Raw genomic sequence first — 17,254 nt, forward strand, 5'->3', positions numbered from 1 at the left:
AATAAATTAGTTTTGGAAATTAAGACTCCGGTCTTTTTTTTTACGGTAAATTAGAGATATGCAATTTCGTAATTATTTTACAAATGAAAATAAATGGCTGTTTTCTCCAAATACTTCTATTGGCGAGGTTAGTCAGTTTTTTCCAGACATGAGAACATTTCAGTTTCAGGGCCGTTTTATTTCCGATGAATTGATTGATACGATCAGAGCACGCGAAAAACATTTTTCAACCGTTGAATCAGCTTTGGATGAGCTGACAAAACTGCTTTCAAAAAAAATGTTGGATGAAAAAAAATGGCGTCATAGTCGGGACCAGTATGCTGACAACAAGGCGCTTTTTGCTCTGAATATTGGTATTATTCCTTTTGAGAATGAGGACGGCAGTCGAGGTAGGAATTTAAGTTATACTTTCCAGATTTTTCGTAATCAGTCAATCATTGATTTGGTTAAACACGGTAAATGGCTTGATGATCAAGTGAGCGGTTTTGAGGAGATTAATTATTACTTTTCTCGAACCGACGACCTTCTTAATTTTCGTAATCTACAAACCGGTTTAGCTGGAAAGCCGTCCGATGTTTTTAAATTGGCTCAACCTTATATCGATGAGTTAAATAATCAGGAATTGATTATCAGAAAAATAGAGGCAGAAAAATCACCGAGTTTTTTGGCGGTTAGCTTGACGACTGACTTTGACAATTGGGAAAAGTCTGGCGCCGCTCAACTGGATAAAGTAAATGGATTTGATGTGCAGTCAAAAATTAGTGGTTTGTTTAATCACGTTTCCAATCAGACGCTGGCAACCCTTAAACACAAGGCCGATATCTTTAAAAATCTTCAACAGATCAAAAAAGACGATGCAAGATCCAGTTCTGATCAGTATCATTCTGTTCGTAAAGCACAAATAAAATTACCTAATAAATATATGACCAATCAACCAATCTCGGTCAAACGTACTATTTCTAATGCTTTATCTTTGATTGGAAAACCCTTTGTTTGGGGTGGCGATGATGAAAGAGGATTTGATATACCGGGATTTATCGAGTATTTACGGGCAATTTCCGGTCTGACAGCAATTGGTGATAAAGTTTATATTCAGGCTGCCAAATTGCGACAGGCCGGCAAATTAAAGGCGCGTATTTCACAAGCTTTGCCGGGAGACCTACTTTTTTGGGGCCAAAGAGGGGCTGAATTCCAGGTCGCCATGTATATTGGCGGTGGTCAATACATCGGTTTAAAGGGACCTGACAGTAAAGTTGCGATTCAGCCAATTTCTGGTTCCCCGGTTGCTTACGAGGCTATTTTTTAATCTATGATAAGTGAATTTTGGAAGTCAATTAAAGATGCGTCACAAAAAAAGGGAGAACCTTTTTTTAGTCTTGCACCAATGGAAGCCGTGACCGACAGTGTATTTCGGCGGGTTGTTTTTAAAGCAGCTCCTCCAGATCTTTTTTATACTGAATTTACAAATGCCATCAGTGTCACACATCCTAAAGCCAAGTTCTCGGTTATGGGCCGTTTATATGTTAAAAAGGACGAACAGAGGCCGATTGTTCAACTTTGGGGCAATCATGCGAGTGACTTTGCCAAAGCTGCTTTGTCGGTTAAAAACCAAGGTTTTAAGGCAATTGACATTAATATGGGTTGTCCAGATTCAACCGTAGTTAAAAATGGGGGAGGTTCCGATTTAATTCGTCACCGAAGTGCTGCTGCCGAAGTTATTCAAGCTTCCAAAGAAGCGGGACTGCCGATTTCGGCAAAAACCCGGCTTGGCTTCTCAAAAATCGATGAGATGTATGATTGGCTTCCTTGGCTTTTAAAACAGGATCTTCAAGTATTGACAGTTCATTTGCGCACACGAAAAGAGATGAGTAAAGTTCCGGCTCACTTCGAATTGATTGATGAAATAATTAAAATGCGGGATCAGATTGCTCCGGAAACTTTATTGCAAATCAATGGCGATATTAAAAATCGCAGTGAAGGAATTGAATTGGCAAAGAAACATCCGGGTATTGATGGAATCATGATCGGCCGCGGCGTTTTTGAAAATCCTTACTGCTTTGAAACGAAAGCGGCAACTCATTCACTGAATGATTGTCTGGATCTCTTTGAAATGCAGTTGGATCTTTACGATCAGTATGTTCAGGAAGTTGGCCTAAAACGTTTTGAGACTTTGAGACGTTTCTTCAAAATTTATATCCGTGGTATTCGAGATGCTGCCAAGTATCGTGATCTTTTAATTAATACCCATTCAACCGATGAGGCACGAAAGATTATCAATGAATTAAGAACGCTAAACAACTGAATTATCGTATTAAAAAAACCGCCGAAAGGCGGTTTTAATTTAAACGTTAACTTCAAGTAGTTTGCCCAAGAATTCTTGAGCTCGCGGATTATTCGGGTGTGAAAAGAATTGTTCGGGCTTTGCATCCTCCGCAATCTTTCCTTCGTCCAAAAACCAAACCCGATCAGCGACATTTTTTGCAAAACCCATTTCGTGGGTTACGACAACCATTGTCATTCCCTCAGCTGCCAGTTTCTGCATGACTTTTAAAACCTCGCCAACCATTTCCGGATCCAAGGCCGAAGTTGGTTCATCGAATAACATTACATCCGGATTCATGGCCAAAGCCCGCGCAATAGCGACACGTTGGGCCTGCCCACCTGAAAGAGATTTTGGAAAAGCAGAGATTTTTTCAGTCAAACCGACTTTTTCCAGCAGACTTTCAGTTTTTTTTCGGGCCTCCGATTCTTTCCACTTGCCTAGTTTTATCGGGGCAAGAGAGATATTCTGCTCGACGTTTAAATGTGGGAAAAGATTAAAGGATTGAAAAACCATTCCCATTTTTTCTCTGACCGAATCAAGCTGTTTGTCTTTTATTTTGGTAATATCCTGACCTTCGACTATTACCGATCCGGAAGTCGGCGTATCAAGCATATTTAGATTTCTGATTAAAGTCGACTTTCCGGTCCCGGAAGGGCCAATTAGGGTAATTACTTCTGAACGATTTATTTTGGCATCAATGTGATCGAGAACAAGGTTTTCATCGAATTTTTTCGTTAATCCCTTTAGTTCAATGATGATGTCTTCACTATTTTTTTTAGTCATGCTGCATCTTCCCTTCGAAATGTTTCATTATTCTGGTCAAACCGAAAGTTAGCACAAAATAGATTACTGCTGACAGAATCAAAGGAGCGACTGGTTCAAAGGTCACTGCTCTAATATTATTGATTTGGTACATGATATCAGGAGTTCCGATAACCAGTACGATCGATGACTCCTTGATTAGGGCAACGAATTCATTGCCTAAAGCCGGCCATATATTCTTTAAAGCCTGGGGAATAATTACGTAACGCATAGTCAATTTTTTCGGAAGACCAAGCGAGCGGGCCGCTTCAGTCTGGCCCTTGTCGATTGAATTGAAACCAGCCCGAATTGCTTCGGAAACATAGGCCGATGAGTTGATGGCAACAGCAATAATTCCTGCTGGAATCGTTGGGATATTGATTTCAATCGATGATCCGAAATTGCTAAGAATCGCTTGGAGAATCAATGGAACAGCATAGTAGACAAACATCAGTTGGACTATTAGCGGTGTCCCTCTGAGAATTTCGACATAGGTTGTAGCGATCACATTGACCACTCTTTTTTTGGACATGTGCATGATTGCAATAAACAGGCCGATAATCGAACCTAAAACAACAGCGCAAATGGATATGAGCAAAGTGACTTCGATTCCGGAAATAAGTTCGGAACGAAATTTCCAAAGGTTTACGTCTAAAATTATCGATTGCATTATTGGGCCTTTTTAACCTGTGTCCCGGCTTTTTTAATCCAAGATGCAAATGTCTTTGTTTTATTCAGCTTTTTAATAGTACTGTTGATTTTTGTTTTTAAGGTTTTTTGGTTTTTTGGAATGACAACCGACATTCCTTCTTCATCCTGAACGCCCTTTGGATAATCCGCATAGACATATTTCAGTCCGGAAACACTGTTGGCATAGGCTTGGCCAACACCACCTGAAAGAGCAATTGCGTCAATTTTGTTGGTTTTTAGAGCCAAAACCAAGTCATTTGTTGCCTGCATTTGACTGTATTGAGCTTTTTTACCTAATTTTGCCAGAGATTTCTTAACTAAATCTTTTTGCCGAGCAGCCGTTTGGACACCAACCTTTAAACCAGCCAAGTTTTTATAGGACTTGATTTTTTTTGCTTCGTTGGACCGAATTACAAGGGTTTCTTTGGCGGTGTAGTATGGTACAGAAAAATCGACTTCTTTTTTACGTTCCGGCGTTGAGCCCATTCCGGCTATCAATATATCAACTTTGCCGGCTTTTTGAGCAACCAGCAGAGAGTCAAAAGACATGTTCTTAATTTGTAGTTTTACTCCAAGATTCTTGGCTATTTTTTTCGCCAAAGACATGTCGGCTCCAACTGGAGTCTGTTTTCCATCTTTTGAAATCAAGAATTCATACGGCGGGAAATCAGCAGATGTACCAACAATTAACTTTCCTTGGGCTTTAATCTTCGAGTACAGCACATCCTGCTTATTTCCCGCTGCTTGAACCTGATTTCCGGTTATCGCGAAAATAGCAATTACTGCAATTGCCGACACTAAACCACTAAAAAACTTACTTATCAATTTTTTCATTTTGAAACTTTCTCCTAAATAATTTATCCTTCACAGATTTTAAGTGAATTGCAAACTATAATATATAGCATGATTGAAGATGTCAAGACTTTTAATGGACTTTCTTTGGCTTTTATCGGGGATGCGGTTGATGAACTAAAAATTCGGACTTATTTGTTGTCGACGGGTTTGACGAAAGTTAACGATCTCCAGCGTCGTTCAAAAGAATTCGTTTCGGCAAAGGCTCATGCGAAACTCTTTTTTTTGATGGAAAAAGAAGGATTTTTAACCGAAGAGGAGAGCAATATTTTTAAGCGCGGCCGTAATTCTCACCCTCATACCAAAGCTAAAAACACCGATATTGCAACTTACCAAATATCGACTGGGGTGGAGGCTTTGCTGGGTTACCTTTATTTAAATAAAGAAAGCAGTCGTTTGAATGAAATTATTGATTGGATGATTGAGAAAGTTGAAAGTGGGCAGACGCGTGAGTGAAGAAATAGTTTATGGAGTCCATGCTTCGATGGAAGCTCTGGAAAATAATCAAACAATCAATAAGCTTTATTTAAGCAAGTCGTTGGCAAAAAATCGAGCTCAGCAATTTAGGCAGACAGCCGAAAAAAATAAAATTGTCGTTCAGGAAGTCGATAATCAACGCCTCGACGAATTGACAAATCACGGCAATCATCAAGGGATCGCTATTTCGATTGCCGCCTACGAATATGTCCCACTTGACGATATTTTAAATGGAATCAAAGGCCATGACCCTTTTCTGGTTATTTTGGACGAAATAGAGGACCCACATAACCTTGGTTCGATTTTGAGAACAGCAGATGCAACCGGCGTCGATGGAATAATTATTCCTAAAAGACGAGCCGTTCAATTGACCCAAGTGGTTGCCAAAACTTCAACTGGAGCAATTGAATATGTTCCGGTTGCGCGAGTGGTCAATATCAACAATACGATCGATAAATTAAAAAAAGCAAATTTTTGGATTTTTGGTACAGATATGAAAGGGGCAGACTATAATGATTGGAATGCTGATGGTCCGGTAGCAATTGTGATTGGTAATGAGGGAAAAGGAATTTCGGCTCAAACCAAAAAAAAAGTTGATCAAATGCTGACGATTCCAATGGTTGGTCATGTTCAATCATTGAATGCTAGTGTCGCAGCGGCTTTATTGATTTACCAGGGTTTTAACAGCCGTCGTTTAAAAAATAAATAAAGAATATTTGGTATATTTTATAAAATATTTTTTATCTTTAATCCATATTTATTTCAATTGAGTCAAATCGTTGATATATGTGGATTTTTTTATCTCAAAACAAATATTTGATATCTTTTAAATTTTAAGAACATATGTTCGCTATCTTTCGAAAATAAAGCACTATAAGCTGTTTGATAAATTAGTGGAGGAAATATGAGGGCCGAATCAGCTTTGAAAATGATTAAAAAAGGGGATCAATGGGTTATTTATTTCTGAATAGAAGAAACCGAAGGTTTCCTTAGAAAAATACATAATCGCTATTTAAAGAGTGTATTGGATTTTGACGAGTGGAAGAGCGAAGCCTTGGATGTACTAATGCGTTCGGTCGATAAGTATCAAAATAATTTCGACAGTAAATTTACCACTTACTATTTTTCGGCTTTGCAACATAAAGCAATGGATCTTTTAAGAAAGACTTATTCAAAAAAAGAACAAAGTAGACGCCAGCATCTTTCACTTGATAAGCTGGCAATTGATGGTTTTGATCCAGTTGGCCATAGTTGGAACCATGCACAAACAAAGCTGGATTTTGAAGATGCGATTAGCCAAACGAATTTTCATAGCTGCAAGCAGGAAAATATGGCCGTTCAGCACTTATTTGGCAATGCCGAACTATCTGAAAAATTGAGAAACAAACCAAGGCACATTCTTTGGATTATCGGCAAAAACGTTTGATTAATGAGACCTATAAATATTTTTATGGTTTAAAAAATGACAATGACACTGCCGCTTAAATCTGTTAAAACGCCTGCGACATAATTTATTATTTTAAGTAATTAAAGGAATTAAAAACTACTTCTTAAATTATTTTTTGTAATGCCAAAAAAGAACTAACATGATTATGTAAGCGTTCTTATTAGTAATTCATATACAGACAATTTCGTTTCTATGAATTAGAAAGGCTAGGCTGTTTCTTAAAATGCTTTTTGATCAAGTAGAATCTGATATATTATTAGAAATTCATGCATCAGAAATTTTTAAATCGCTAAGTAATGATCAATTTATTTTTTTGACAAAAAATATGAAGTATCGAACTGCAACCAAAAAACAGATTATTTTTGAACAAGGGGACACAGCATGGCGTCTTTTTTTTGTTATATCTGGTTTGGTTCAAGCCACTAGGATTGACGAGGATGGCCAAGAATATGTTAATTTAATTTCCGCACATAAATTATTCCCCCTTTATAGGCTGTTAGATAAAAATTTTTATTTTAATTATACAGTCGAAGCTATTACAAATATTTCTTTTGTGACTTTTCAAAGGAAAGATTTTGAACAGCTTTTACGTCAAAATAATGAATTTGCGTTAGGGATTCTTAAACATGTTAGCGAATCTATGAATCGTTATGAAAAGCAACTAAGTATTTCTCTTGAAACTAATGCATCCGAGCGTATTAGAAAAACAATTTCCTGGCTTTTTTGTGAATTAGGTAGATCGAATGGCCCTGAAAATGAATTTATTGTAATTCCTTATAAAATTCCGATATTTTTAATTGCCAAATTATCTGGTACTACTCGTGAAACAGCTAGCAGATTTATTAATGGTTATATAAATCATAATCATGATGGAGTGATTGTCACACATTTTCATTTTGAAAAAAAGATGTGATAAATATCACTTTTTTAGTGTTTATTTTAAATATAAGGGATTTCTTTTTTTATTCTAAGATAAAACTGTAGCTCAATGATAGTTACGGATTGGAGTAAAAAATGATGGATAAGAAAGTTCCAATTCATGTGTATTCTGAAATTGGAAAATTAGAAACTGTAATTCTCCATCGTCCAGGACATGAAATTGAGAATATAACACCAGATAGTATGCGACGTTTGTTATTTGATGATATTCCATACTTACCAGTTGCTCAACATGAGCACGATGTCTTTGCTGAAACATTGAAAAAAAATGGTGCAGAAGTTTTATACCTAGAAGATCTTGTAGTAAAAGCGCTTGATACCGGTGGCAGTGAGATCAAAGATCAATTTGTAAAACAAATGTTAACAGAATCTGGGTATGCTTCAGGCATAGTTCATGACGCTTTAAAAGAATATTTGCTAGATTTTGATACCAAATCTATGGTTAATAAAATTATTGAGGGTGTTCAAAAAAAGGAAGTTAATTTTGTACAAAAAGGCTTAGTTAGTCTTTCTGAAGAAAAGAATTATCAGTTCTTTTTGGACCCGATGCCGAATCTTTATTTTACACGTGATCCTCAGGCGTCAATTGGCGAAGGGCTTAGTATTAATCGCATGACATTTCAGGCTCGTCAGCGTGAATCATTGTTTATGCAAACAATTATTAATTATCATCCGCGTTTTGCAAACAAAAAGTTGCATGTGTGGCGCGACCGAAATCACTCTACTCACATTGAAGGTGGAGACGAACTTATTTTAAATGATCATGTACTTGCTATTGGAATTTCTCAAAGAACTCAGGCTGATGCTATTGAAGATATTGCACATAAGTTATTTAAAGATAGCAATTATGACACGATTATTACTGTTCTAATACCTCATAATCACGCTATGATGCATTTGGATACTGTTTTTACAATGATTAATTTAAACCAGTTTACAGTTCATCCAGGAATCATGGGAGCTGGTGGAAATATTCCAATTTTTGTTTTGCACAAGGATAAAGATAATCAAATAAGAATTGAAAATTATCATAATCTTGAAGCAGTTTTAAAAGACCAATTAAATCTTAGCGAACTCGATTTAATTCCCACCGGAAACGGAGATCCAATTGTCTCTGCTAGGGAGCAGTGGAATGATGGATCTAATACTTTAGCTATTGCGCCAGGTGTTGTTGTAACTTATGACAGGAACTATGTTTCGAATGCCACTTTAAAAAAACACGGGATAAAGGTTTTGGAAGTTCCTTCAAGTGAGTTGTCTCGTGGCCGTGGTGGCCCGCGTTGTATGACTATGCCAATTTATCGTGATGATATTAAAAAATAGGAAAGGCAAAAATTAAATGGAACAAAAGTTAGGAAATTTGGTAAAGAAAAATGTAGTTAATTCAGTTTTTCAAGGTAGAAGTTTGTTGGCTGAAAAAGATTTTACTCCTATGGAATTAGAATATTTGATAGATTTCGCATTACATTTGAAAGCTTTAAAAAAATTGGGAATATCTCATAGATACTTAGAAGGAAAAAATATAGCCTTGCTATTTGAAAAGACATCTACACGTACCCGCTCTGCCTTTACAACTGCCTCAATTGATTTGGGTGCTCATCCAGAATTTTTAGGCTCAAATGATATTCAACTTGGGAAAAAGGAATCGGTAGAAGATACAGCAAGGGTCCTTGGATCGATGTTTGATGGAATTGAATTTAGAGGATTCAAACAAAGTGTAGTTGATGATCTTGCAAGATATTCTGGTGTCCCAGTCTGGAATGGCTTAACTGATGAATGGCATCCGACTCAAATGTTAGCTGATTTTATGACAATCAAAGAAAACTTCGGTCATATTAAAAATATTAACTTATCTTATATGGGAGATGGACGAAATAACACAGCTAATTCTTTACTTATAACAGGGTCAATGCTTGGAGCTAATATTCGTATTGTTTCTCCAAAAGAATTACAGCCATCTGAAAAAACAACAGAACTAGCAAAAAAATTTGCTGAGAAATCTGGTTCAAGATTCTTAATTACAGATAATATCGATGAGGGTGTTTCTAAAACTAATGTTTTATATACGGATGTTTGGGTTTCGATGGGAGAAAGTGACTGGGAGGATCGAGTTAAATTATTGAAACCTTATCAGGTGAATATGGAGACAATAAGGAAAACTTCTACCCCTGATGATCAATTAATCTTTATGCATTGTTTACCTGCTTTTCATGATATTAATACTGATTATGGGCACGAAATTTTTGAGAAATATGGAATAAAAGAAATGGAAGTGACCGATGAGGTTTTTCGTTCTATATACGCTCGACAGTTTGAAGAAGCAGAAAATCGTATGCATAGTATTAAAGCTATCATGGCAGCTACTCTTGGAAATTTGTTTATTCCGCATGTTTAATTAATTTGAATATAGAAAATAATGATTGCGATAAAAAATAAAGCAAAAATTGGCATTCTCAATTAACTGTTTTTGTTAAGCAATAAAATTCAAAGGTGGATTATGATCTATGGCAAATAGAAAAATTGTGGTGGCGCTTGGTGGCAATGCTATCTTATCCAAAGATGCCTCAGCTGAAGCTCAACAGGCAGCTTTACGTGAAACAGCAAAATCGTTAGTCAGTCTGGTAAAAGAAAATGAAAAATTAATTATCACTCATGGAAATGGTCCTCAAGTCGGTAATTTGCTATTGCAACAAATGATTGGTAGCACAAAAAGTAATCCTGCAATGCCGATTGATACAGCTGTATCAATGACTGAAGGAAGTATAGGCTACTGGATGCAAAATGCCATGGATGACGTATTGGAAGACGAAGGAATTGATAAAAGTGCTGCAACCGTTGTCACACAAGTTGAGGTGGATGCAAATGATTCTGCTTTTCAAAATCCAAGTAAACCAATTGGTCCTTTCTACGAAAAGGAAGATATTAATAAAATAAGGGAATTACATCCCGAATATATCTACGTTGAGGATGCAGGTCGAGGTTACCGTAGAGTTGTTCCTTCACCTAAACCAGTTAATGTTAGAGAATATCAAGTCATTAATAGCTTAGTAGACAATAACGTGATTCCAATCTCTGTTGGTGGAGGAGGCGTTCCGGTCGTTAGAGAAGGAAATCATTTGATTGGGTGCGAAGCTGTAATTGATAAAGACTTTGCTTCTGAAAAATTGGCAGAACTTATTAAAGCTGATTTATTAATTATATTAACTGCTGTTGATAATGTTTATATTAATTTTAATAAGCCGGATCAAAAGAAATTGGAAAATGTAACCGTTGAAGAACTCGAAAATTATATTAATGAAAACCAATTCGCAAAGGGCAGCATGCTACCGAAAGTTCAAGCTGCAATTAATTTTGTGAATAATGGTTGTGGAGAGGCTGTGGTAACTTCGCTTAAAAATATTAATAACTTTTTGCAAAAAGGTTCAGGAACGATTATCACAAAGTAGCTTGTTTTCTATACATTTATTTTATATTGAAAATTTTTGCAATTGTTTGTTTAACGGAATATTTAATATACGTTTCGGTAAAACAAATTTTAGAAAATAAATACTTCCAAACCAGGATTTTAATTAAACAAGCGTTTAAATTTTCTTAGATGAATATGGATACAATTTTTAAATAAAACAAATTTTTAAATTATTAAGAATATTAAATATCTTTCTCAAATTTAGTAATGTTAGGAATTCAAGTTTTTTCTTATAAATATCAATACGTAGATCGGGAACAAGGTTTTACTTCTCTAATTAAATAATGATTCCTCAATAATTCTGATTAATTCATATTTGGTAATCCCATTGGTTACTAAACTGTTATGACTTGTTTGTGTAATAGCTTAATTGCTTAATGAAATGTTGTTAATTTGCACTTGTAAACGATTTTATCCTTATTAGTCTATGTGAACTTAGTATTTAATGAAAAGAGGTGATTTTATATGAACAATTCAAAGGGCAAATTAAACCTAATAGAATTAATCGGTCTTGTGGTGGGCTCAATTATTGGTGGTGGAATTTTTAACTTAATGCATGATATGGCTGCTGGAGCTGGAGCTGGAGCCATAATTATTGGGTGGATAATTACCGCTATCGGAATGATTATGTTGGCATTTACATTCCAGAATTTGACAATGAAGCGGCCAGATCTTGATGCTGGAATTTATAGTTATGCGAAAGCTGGTTTTGGAAGTTATATGGGATTTGATTCAGCTTGGGCTTATTGGCTTTCTGCTTGGTTAGGAAATGTTGGTTATGCAACGCTTTTAATGAGTGCTGCAGCGTATTTTTTTCCAGTTTTTGGAAATGGACAAAATCTCGCTTCTATAGTTATGGCCTCGGTTATTCTTTGGGGATGCCATTTTATGATTTTGCATGGTGCAAAATCAGCATCATTTGTGAATACCATTATAACGATTGCAAAGTTAATTCCAATTTTTATCTTTACGGTCATCATGATTATATCTTTTAAAATGGGTATTTTCACGCATGGTTTCTGGTACACTCCAAATGGAAAATTTCAGTTTACAGACGTTATGAGCCAAGTTCGTTCAACGATGCTTGTTACGGTGTGGGTGTTTATTGGAATTGAAGGAGCTGTTGTTTTCTCAAGCAGAGCAAATCGTCGCAAAGATGTTGGCAGAGCAACTGTCTTAGGCATTATTATTGTTACTTTAATTTACATGCTAGTCACGTTGCTATCTTTAGGTGTTATGCGTCGTAGCGGTTTAGCTAATCTAAGCCAACCAGCAATGGCTTATCTATTAAAGAGCGTTGTTGGTTCTTGGGGAGCAATGATTGTTAATTTAGGATTAATTGTTTCGGTTGTAGGAGCCTGGCTTTCTTGGACCATGTTTGCCGGTCAATTACCATACGAAGCTGCGAAAAAGGGTTCATTTCCTAGACTCTTCGCAAAAGAAAATAAAAATGGTGCTCCAATAAATTCACTTATTTTTACGAATGTTTGTGTAGAACTTTTTATGTTTTCCTTTTTAATTACTGCTTCAGCTTATAATTTCTTTTACTCAATTTCTAGTGCTGGAATTTTAATTCCATATGCTTTTTCAGCATTTTATCAACTTAAATATTCGCTTAATGAAAATAAAGATGATCCAGGACGTAGCAGGAACGTCGTAATTGGAGTAATTGCCAGTATATATGCTTGTTGGCTTGTGTTTGCAGCTGGTGAAAATTATCTTCTTTTACTAATGCTTTTATTTGCAGCTGGAATTCCTGTTTATTGTTATCTACAGAAGCACGACAATCATACTAAAGTTTTTGGTCCTATTGAATTAGCTGTTGCGGGTTTGACAGTTCTAGCTGCCATCTATGCTATTTATGGTTTAATTGTTGGTTCGATTACTTTTTAATTTTGCTATAGATGTAAGCATTTTTTGAATGAAAATTATTATAATTAGATTTCATATTTGTTTAATCGTTTACTCAAAAATAATGATCATAATTAACTTGAAAATTTAATGTGTAGCATATTAATAACGAAGGAGTACTATAAATTTTTCAATTCTTTATTGTGTGTATTTGCTAGTGCAACTTTTATTGCTTTAATTGCATTTTGAAATTAAATACTCAACGAAGTTTGAACTTTTTTGTGCATATGATTATTTGAGGCAAAAAATAATTTAATGTGTTGTTTTTTCAACTAGCATGTTTTGAACAATCTAAATTATAAGATCATTAGAGTAGATGTATATACGTTGACATTTAGATATTTTTAAATTGATTTAACCTTTTAAATGGCTTTGGCCGAGTTCTATGTGGCCAAAGCCATTTACTGTAATCGAAAGTACTTTGCAAAAATTTTTAATTACATAATATAAATATTATGTAATATTCGTTATTACTTATAACTTTGGTTAGACTGAATTGAGAATCTTTATAGAATTATTAATTAGCTAAATCTTAGATTTCAATTTATAAATTAGTTGAGCAAATTAGTTTGTTGAAATTAAAAGTAATCTATTTACAAGGACAATTTTATTTGTAAGTAGGAAAAGAGCATTAATTTATGAAAAAAAGGACAAAAAAATCTGGAATTGGCTTAATTTCTTTAATTGCTATTGTTATAAATTCATCTATTGGAGCAGGTATTTTTGGTTTAATTTCTGGAATTGCAAGTTCTGCCTCTCCAGGAGCAGCACTTATAGCTTGGATGATCTGCGGTATCGGCATTCTAGGGCTTGTTCTCTCGATTAATAATTTGGTATTAAAGAAACCTAAATTGAATGGTATTTTCGTTTATGCTCAGGAAGGTTTTGGGCCATTCGCTGGTTTTATTTCTGGCTGGGGTTATTGGCTATCTTCTTGGCTAAGCAATATTGCTTTTGCTACGATGCTAATGTCAGCAACTGGGTTTTTCTTTCCAGTGTTTGGTAACGGACAGAACCTTCCTTCGGTTGTAGCTGCTTCTATTTTGTCGTGGGTTTTAACCGTTCTTGTAAATCGGGGAATTGAATCGGCTTCTTTTATAAACACATTTATCGCAATCTGCAAATTAATACCTATATTTATTTTTATTACTTTCTCCTTTATTCTTTTTAAATTTAATGTTTTTGATTCCGATTTTTGGAGTACGTTTAATAGCAACATTTCTTCTGGTTTTCATTTTGGTGATGTAGCAAATCAAATTAGAGGCTGTCTCATGGTTATCATGTGGGTCTTTGTGGGGATTGAAGGCGCTTCGGTGATGGCGAAACACGCTAAATCTAAGCGAGATGTCGGCCTCGCTACAGTACTCGGACTATCATGTTTGCTTGCAATTTATGTGCTTGTTTCAATTCTGCCTTATGGAATACTAAGCCAAGCTAAGCTTTCTCAATTGCGTAGCCCTTCTATGCAATATCTTTTTCAACGCATGGTTGGAAAATGGGGCGGAACTTTAATTGGTTTGGGAGTAGTCATATCGATTACAGGTTCGTGGTTGTCTTGGACAATGATTCCAGCTCAAACAATGAGCGATATGGCAAATGAAGGCTTGTTACCGAAAATTTTCGGAAGGACGAATAAACGTAACGCATCAACTTTTGCTTTATTCTCTACTGAGTGTTTATTTCAGTTGTTTCTTCTTACTCTCCTTGTAACAGACAAAGCTTATATTTTTGCATATTCGCTTTGTACTGTTGCAACGATTGTTACCTACGTTTTTGTAGCGGCTTATCAAATAAAATTTTCTTTATTGGACAAAGAGTTAAATAATAAGAGACAGTTTTTTTATGGAATTATTGCTTTTGTATTTCAAGTTAACGTAATCATTTTGGCTGGAATTCAGTATTTGTTATTGTGTCTAATCGCTTATATTCCTGGTATATATTGCTATGTTAGAGCAAGGAAAGAACAAGGGAAATACGGTTTTTCTAATAACGAAAAAAAAATTGCAACTCTAATTGTTTTTTTGGTTTTGTGGCAATTGGATTATTAGCACTTGGATTTATTAAAACTTGAAAAAATAGAAAATAGAAATTTATAATTTTCTGAGACCAGGAAAATTATGAGGGATTGAAATTCTTTTACAAGGCTTATGCATAGACACCTATTAGTGGAAGCCAGTGCAAATCTCTACAGCACATAGCAAAACAGTATTGAATTGTTAAAGAATATTAATTATTAAATTTTTGTTTAATCAATATTATATTTTTACTTGAACTCTAATTTTTAAGGATTCCATTACTCTAGTCTTTGTATAATTAGGGTATTATGACTAACGAAGAAAAAATCGTGGATGAACTATCAATTGCAATTAAGGAATCAGGTTATGATTTACCGATGAATTTTAATTTAAAAAAATTGGTCGAGAAACCTAAGATGCTCAAAAATGGTGACTATGCTTTTCCGGTTTTTGGTTTATCTAAAATTTTTCATCTTTCTCCTGACCAAGTTGCTTTTTCTATTTATAACAGACTGAATAAAAGCGATACCAATTTTGAAAAAATTGAACATAATGGTGCATATATTAATTTCTTTTTGGACAGGAAAAGAGAGGCTTCAACACTAATATCAGACATTATTAACAACGATTCATATGGCAAAAATAATGCTGGAAATAAAAAAACTATTATTGTTGAATTATCTTCTCCAAACATTGCAAAGCCGATGTCAATGGGACATTTACGTTCGACCATGATCGGGGAATCGCTAAGCAGAATTGCTAATGAAAATGGTTATAAAACAATTAAAATTAATCACCTAGGGGATTGGGGAACTCAATTCGGTTTAATGATTGAAGCATATAAATTGTGGGGAAACAAAGATATCATTGAGCAGAATCCAGTTGATGAATTGGTCAAATTATATGTTCGCATAAATAAAGAAGCTGAGACTAATCCTGAATTGTCTGAGGCTGGACGATCTTGGTTTAAAAAACTTGAGGACGGGGATCCAGAAGCCAGAGAACTTTGGAAGTGGTTCAAAAATGTTTCGTTAAGAGAATTTAATAAAGTTTATCAACGCCTTGGGGTCACTTTTGATTCTATGAATGGCGAATCTTTTTATCAAGATAAGATGAGTGTGATAATTGATCTTCTTAAAAACAAAGGTATTTTAACAGAATCCCGGGGTGCACAAATTGTAGATTTACCGAGCTTATTGCCTGCTTATAATCTTCCGGTTTCAATCATTTTACGTTCGGATGGTGCTACTCAGTACGCTACCCGCGATCTTGCAACTGCATTTTATCGTCAAACTACTTATCATTTTGACAAATGTTTGTATGTGGTTGGTGCCGAACAAAAGGAATACTTTAAACAAATTAAAGCCATTTTGAAACTTGCTGGGTTCAATTGGTCAGACGATATGGAACACATATATTTTGGTTTAATTACTTTCAATGGTAAAAAAATGTCTACACGAAAGGGCAACGTAGTTAAGCTTGAACAAGTTTTAGATTCAGCTCATAAATTAGCAAAAAATCAGATTGCAGAAAAAAATCCTAATTTATCTAATTCCGATAAGGTCGCTGAACAAGTTGGTACTGGTGCAGTAATATTTAATGATTTAATGAACGATCGAACTCTGTCTATTGATTTTGATCTAGATCAAATAGTTAAATTTGAAGGGGATACTGGACCCTATGTTCAATATACTCATGTAAGGGCTGTTAGTATATTGCGTAAATCTAGCATAAAAATCGATATAAATGATGCAATAAAATTACTTGATAATGATTCTTGGGCTGTTGTTTCAAAACTCTCAGTTTATCCTGATATTGTCAAACGTGCTTGGATTTTGCGCGAACCATCTATTATTGCGAAGTATTTATTGAATTTAGCGCATGAATTTAATTCTTATTATTCTAAAGTTCATATTTTGGTAGAAGACAAACAATTGAGTTCACGCTTAGCTCTTGTTGATGCAGTTGCAATTGTTTTAAAAAAAGGTCTTGAATTGCTTGATGTACAAGCCCCTGATCAGATGTGAAATTATTTTTTTACGGTCTCTTATGTTTTTTTAATTTAGAGTGACTATGCTTTGTTGGAAAAATCATTATTTATGGTTTAAAAAATGACAATGACACTACCGCTTAAATCTGTTAAGATATTGGCAGTATGATTCGTTATATAAAAGGTACAATCGAAGAAATGAAAAATGTTACTTGGTTGAATGGCGATGAGACCAGCCGGGATACTAATTATGTCATTATTACTTCTTTATTCTTTTCGGGATTTTTGGCCTTGGTTGATTTATTAGTTGGTATTGGCATAAAGTTCTTGATGAATAAATAGA

Annotated in this window: 16 protein-coding genes; 13 read left to right on the top strand and 3 right to left on the bottom strand. The window is 35.0% G+C overall.

The window, feature by feature from the left end:
* The first annotated feature begins 58 nt into the window (after window positions 1–58).
* Together A3G9_RS0101410 and A3G9_RS0101415 are read left to right on the top strand one after the other, a co-directional pair.
* The gene (locus A3G9_RS0101410; protein WP_002821731.1) at window positions 59–1,306 is read left to right on the top strand and encodes an NlpC/P60 family protein; all 1,248 of its coding nucleotides are present in this window, start codon (window positions 59–61) and stop codon (window positions 1,304–1,306) included.
* 3 nt (window positions 1,307–1,309) lie between these two features.
* Window positions 1,310–2,302, top strand: coding sequence for a tRNA dihydrouridine synthase (locus A3G9_RS0101415; protein ID WP_002820816.1), 993 nt, complete (start codon window positions 1,310–1,312; stop codon window positions 2,300–2,302).
* Between the two features lie 39 nt (window positions 2,303–2,341).
* On the opposite strand, the gene A3G9_RS0101420 is transcribed toward A3G9_RS0101415, so the two are convergent.
* Genes A3G9_RS0101420 through A3G9_RS0101430 form a run of 3 tightly spaced genes read right to left on the bottom strand, consistent with a single transcriptional unit; the run spans window position 2,342 to window position 4,648 of the window.
* Window positions 2,342–3,106, bottom strand: a complete 765-nt coding sequence (locus A3G9_RS0101420) for an amino acid ABC transporter ATP-binding protein (protein WP_002817324.1) — start codon at window positions 3,104–3,106, stop codon at window positions 2,342–2,344.
* The gene (locus tag A3G9_RS0101425; RefSeq protein ID WP_002817325.1) at window positions 3,099–3,794 is read right to left on the bottom strand and encodes an amino acid ABC transporter permease; all 696 of its coding nucleotides are present in this window, start codon (window positions 3,792–3,794) and stop codon (window positions 3,099–3,101) included. Before A3G9_RS0101425 ends, A3G9_RS0101420 begins: the two co-directional genes overlap by 8 nt.
* On the bottom strand, window positions 3,794–4,648 hold the full coding sequence (locus A3G9_RS0101430) for a transporter substrate-binding domain-containing protein (protein ID WP_002821732.1): 855 nt from the start codon (window positions 4,646–4,648) through the stop codon (window positions 3,794–3,796). The genes A3G9_RS0101425 and A3G9_RS0101430 overlap by 1 nt, the downstream gene beginning before the upstream one ends.
* A gap of 69 nt (window positions 4,649–4,717) precedes the next feature.
* Between A3G9_RS0101430 and A3G9_RS0101435 the strand changes: the two genes are divergently transcribed.
* From A3G9_RS0101435 to secE, 11 genes are all read left to right on the top strand, one after another.
* A complete protein-coding gene (locus A3G9_RS0101435; protein WP_002820815.1) occupies window positions 4,718–5,122 on the top strand; it encodes a Mini-ribonuclease 3 in 405 nt (134 codons plus the stop codon).
* Window positions 5,115–5,852, top strand: a complete 738-nt coding sequence (rlmB, locus tag A3G9_RS0101440) for a 23S rRNA (guanosine(2251)-2'-O)-methyltransferase RlmB (protein WP_256207129.1) — start codon at window positions 5,115–5,117, stop codon at window positions 5,850–5,852. The genes A3G9_RS0101435 and rlmB overlap by 8 nt, the downstream gene beginning before the upstream one ends.
* A gap of 315 nt (window positions 5,853–6,167) precedes the next feature.
* A complete protein-coding gene (locus A3G9_RS1000000110185; RefSeq protein WP_226489933.1) occupies window positions 6,168–6,569 on the top strand; it encodes a competence protein ComX in 402 nt (133 codons plus the stop codon).
* Between the two features lie 244 nt (window positions 6,570–6,813).
* Complete coding sequence (locus A3G9_RS0101450; protein WP_002820811.1) at window positions 6,814–7,503, top strand: Crp/Fnr family transcriptional regulator; 690 nt, start codon at window positions 6,814–6,816, stop codon at window positions 7,501–7,503.
* A gap of 101 nt (window positions 7,504–7,604) precedes the next feature.
* Window positions 7,605–8,852 carry an arginine deiminase gene (arcA, locus tag A3G9_RS0101455; protein ID WP_002820810.1) on the top strand — a complete coding sequence of 416 codons (1,248 nt, stop codon included), beginning with the start codon at window positions 7,605–7,607 and terminating at the stop codon, window positions 8,850–8,852.
* Window positions 8,853–8,868: 16 nt separating this feature from the next.
* On the top strand, window positions 8,869–9,924 hold the full coding sequence (argF, locus tag A3G9_RS0101460) for an ornithine carbamoyltransferase (RefSeq protein WP_002820808.1): 1,056 nt from the start codon (window positions 8,869–8,871) through the stop codon (window positions 9,922–9,924).
* 109 nt (window positions 9,925–10,033) lie between these two features.
* Window positions 10,034–10,975, top strand: a complete 942-nt coding sequence (arcC, locus tag A3G9_RS0101465; RefSeq protein WP_002820807.1) for a carbamate kinase — start codon at window positions 10,034–10,036, stop codon at window positions 10,973–10,975.
* 485 nt (window positions 10,976–11,460) lie between these two features.
* Complete coding sequence (gene arcD / locus A3G9_RS0101470) at window positions 11,461–12,888, top strand: arginine-ornithine antiporter (RefSeq protein WP_002820806.1); 1,428 nt, start codon at window positions 11,461–11,463, stop codon at window positions 12,886–12,888.
* Between the two features lie 656 nt (window positions 12,889–13,544).
* Window positions 13,545–14,954, top strand: a complete 1,410-nt coding sequence (gene arcD / locus A3G9_RS0101475; RefSeq protein WP_002821733.1) for an arginine-ornithine antiporter — start codon at window positions 13,545–13,547, stop codon at window positions 14,952–14,954.
* A gap of 275 nt (window positions 14,955–15,229) precedes the next feature.
* Window positions 15,230–16,948, top strand: a complete 1,719-nt coding sequence (argS, locus tag A3G9_RS0101480) for an arginine--tRNA ligase (RefSeq protein WP_002820804.1) — start codon at window positions 15,230–15,232, stop codon at window positions 16,946–16,948.
* A gap of 128 nt (window positions 16,949–17,076) precedes the next feature.
* On the top strand, window positions 17,077–17,253 hold the full coding sequence (gene secE, locus A3G9_RS0101485) for a preprotein translocase subunit SecE (protein WP_002816368.1): 177 nt from the start codon (window positions 17,077–17,079) through the stop codon (window positions 17,251–17,253).
* Window position 17,254 lies beyond the last annotated feature (1 nt).

Source organism: Oenococcus oeni DSM 20252 = AWRIB129, assembly GCF_000372485.1.
Classification (GTDB): domain Bacteria; phylum Bacillota; class Bacilli; order Lactobacillales; family Lactobacillaceae; genus Oenococcus; species Oenococcus oeni.

Excerpts from the sequence above, each read along its gene's own strand:
- A3G9_RS0101450 (WP_002820811.1), top strand. The coding sequence starts at position 6,814 with ATGCTTTTTGATCAAGTAGAATCTGATATATTATTAGAAATTCATGCA.
- arcD (WP_002820806.1), top strand. The coding sequence starts at position 11,461 with ATGAACAATTCAAAGGGCAAATTAAACCTAATAGAATTAATCGGTCTT.
- A3G9_RS0101435 (WP_002820815.1), top strand. The coding sequence starts at position 4,718 with ATGATTGAAGATGTCAAGACTTTTAATGGACTTTCTTTGGCTTTTATC.
- A3G9_RS0101410 (WP_002821731.1), top strand. The coding sequence starts at position 59 with ATGCAATTTCGTAATTATTTTACAAATGAAAATAAATGGCTGTTTTCT.
- argS (WP_002820804.1), top strand. The coding sequence starts at position 15,230 with ATGACTAACGAAGAAAAAATCGTGGATGAACTATCAATTGCAATTAAG.
- arcC (WP_002820807.1), top strand. The coding sequence starts at position 10,034 with ATGGCAAATAGAAAAATTGTGGTGGCGCTTGGTGGCAATGCTATCTTA.
- A3G9_RS0101430 (WP_002821732.1), bottom strand. The coding sequence starts at position 4,648 with ATGAAAAAATTGATAAGTAAGTTTTTTAGTGGTTTAGTGTCGGCAATT.
- arcD (WP_002821733.1), top strand. The coding sequence starts at position 13,545 with ATGAAAAAAAGGACAAAAAAATCTGGAATTGGCTTAATTTCTTTAATT.
- A3G9_RS0101420 (WP_002817324.1), bottom strand. The coding sequence starts at position 3,106 with ATGACTAAAAAAAATAGTGAAGACATCATCATTGAACTAAAGGGATTA.
- arcA (WP_002820810.1), top strand. The coding sequence starts at position 7,605 with ATGATGGATAAGAAAGTTCCAATTCATGTGTATTCTGAAATTGGAAAA.
- A3G9_RS0101415 (WP_002820816.1), top strand. The coding sequence starts at position 1,310 with ATGATAAGTGAATTTTGGAAGTCAATTAAAGATGCGTCACAAAAAAAG.
- A3G9_RS0101425 (WP_002817325.1), bottom strand. The coding sequence starts at position 3,794 with ATGCAATCGATAATTTTAGACGTAAACCTTTGGAAATTTCGTTCCGAA.
- secE (WP_002816368.1), top strand. The coding sequence starts at position 17,077 with ATGATTCGTTATATAAAAGGTACAATCGAAGAAATGAAAAATGTTACT.
- argF (WP_002820808.1), top strand. The coding sequence starts at position 8,869 with ATGGAACAAAAGTTAGGAAATTTGGTAAAGAAAAATGTAGTTAATTCA.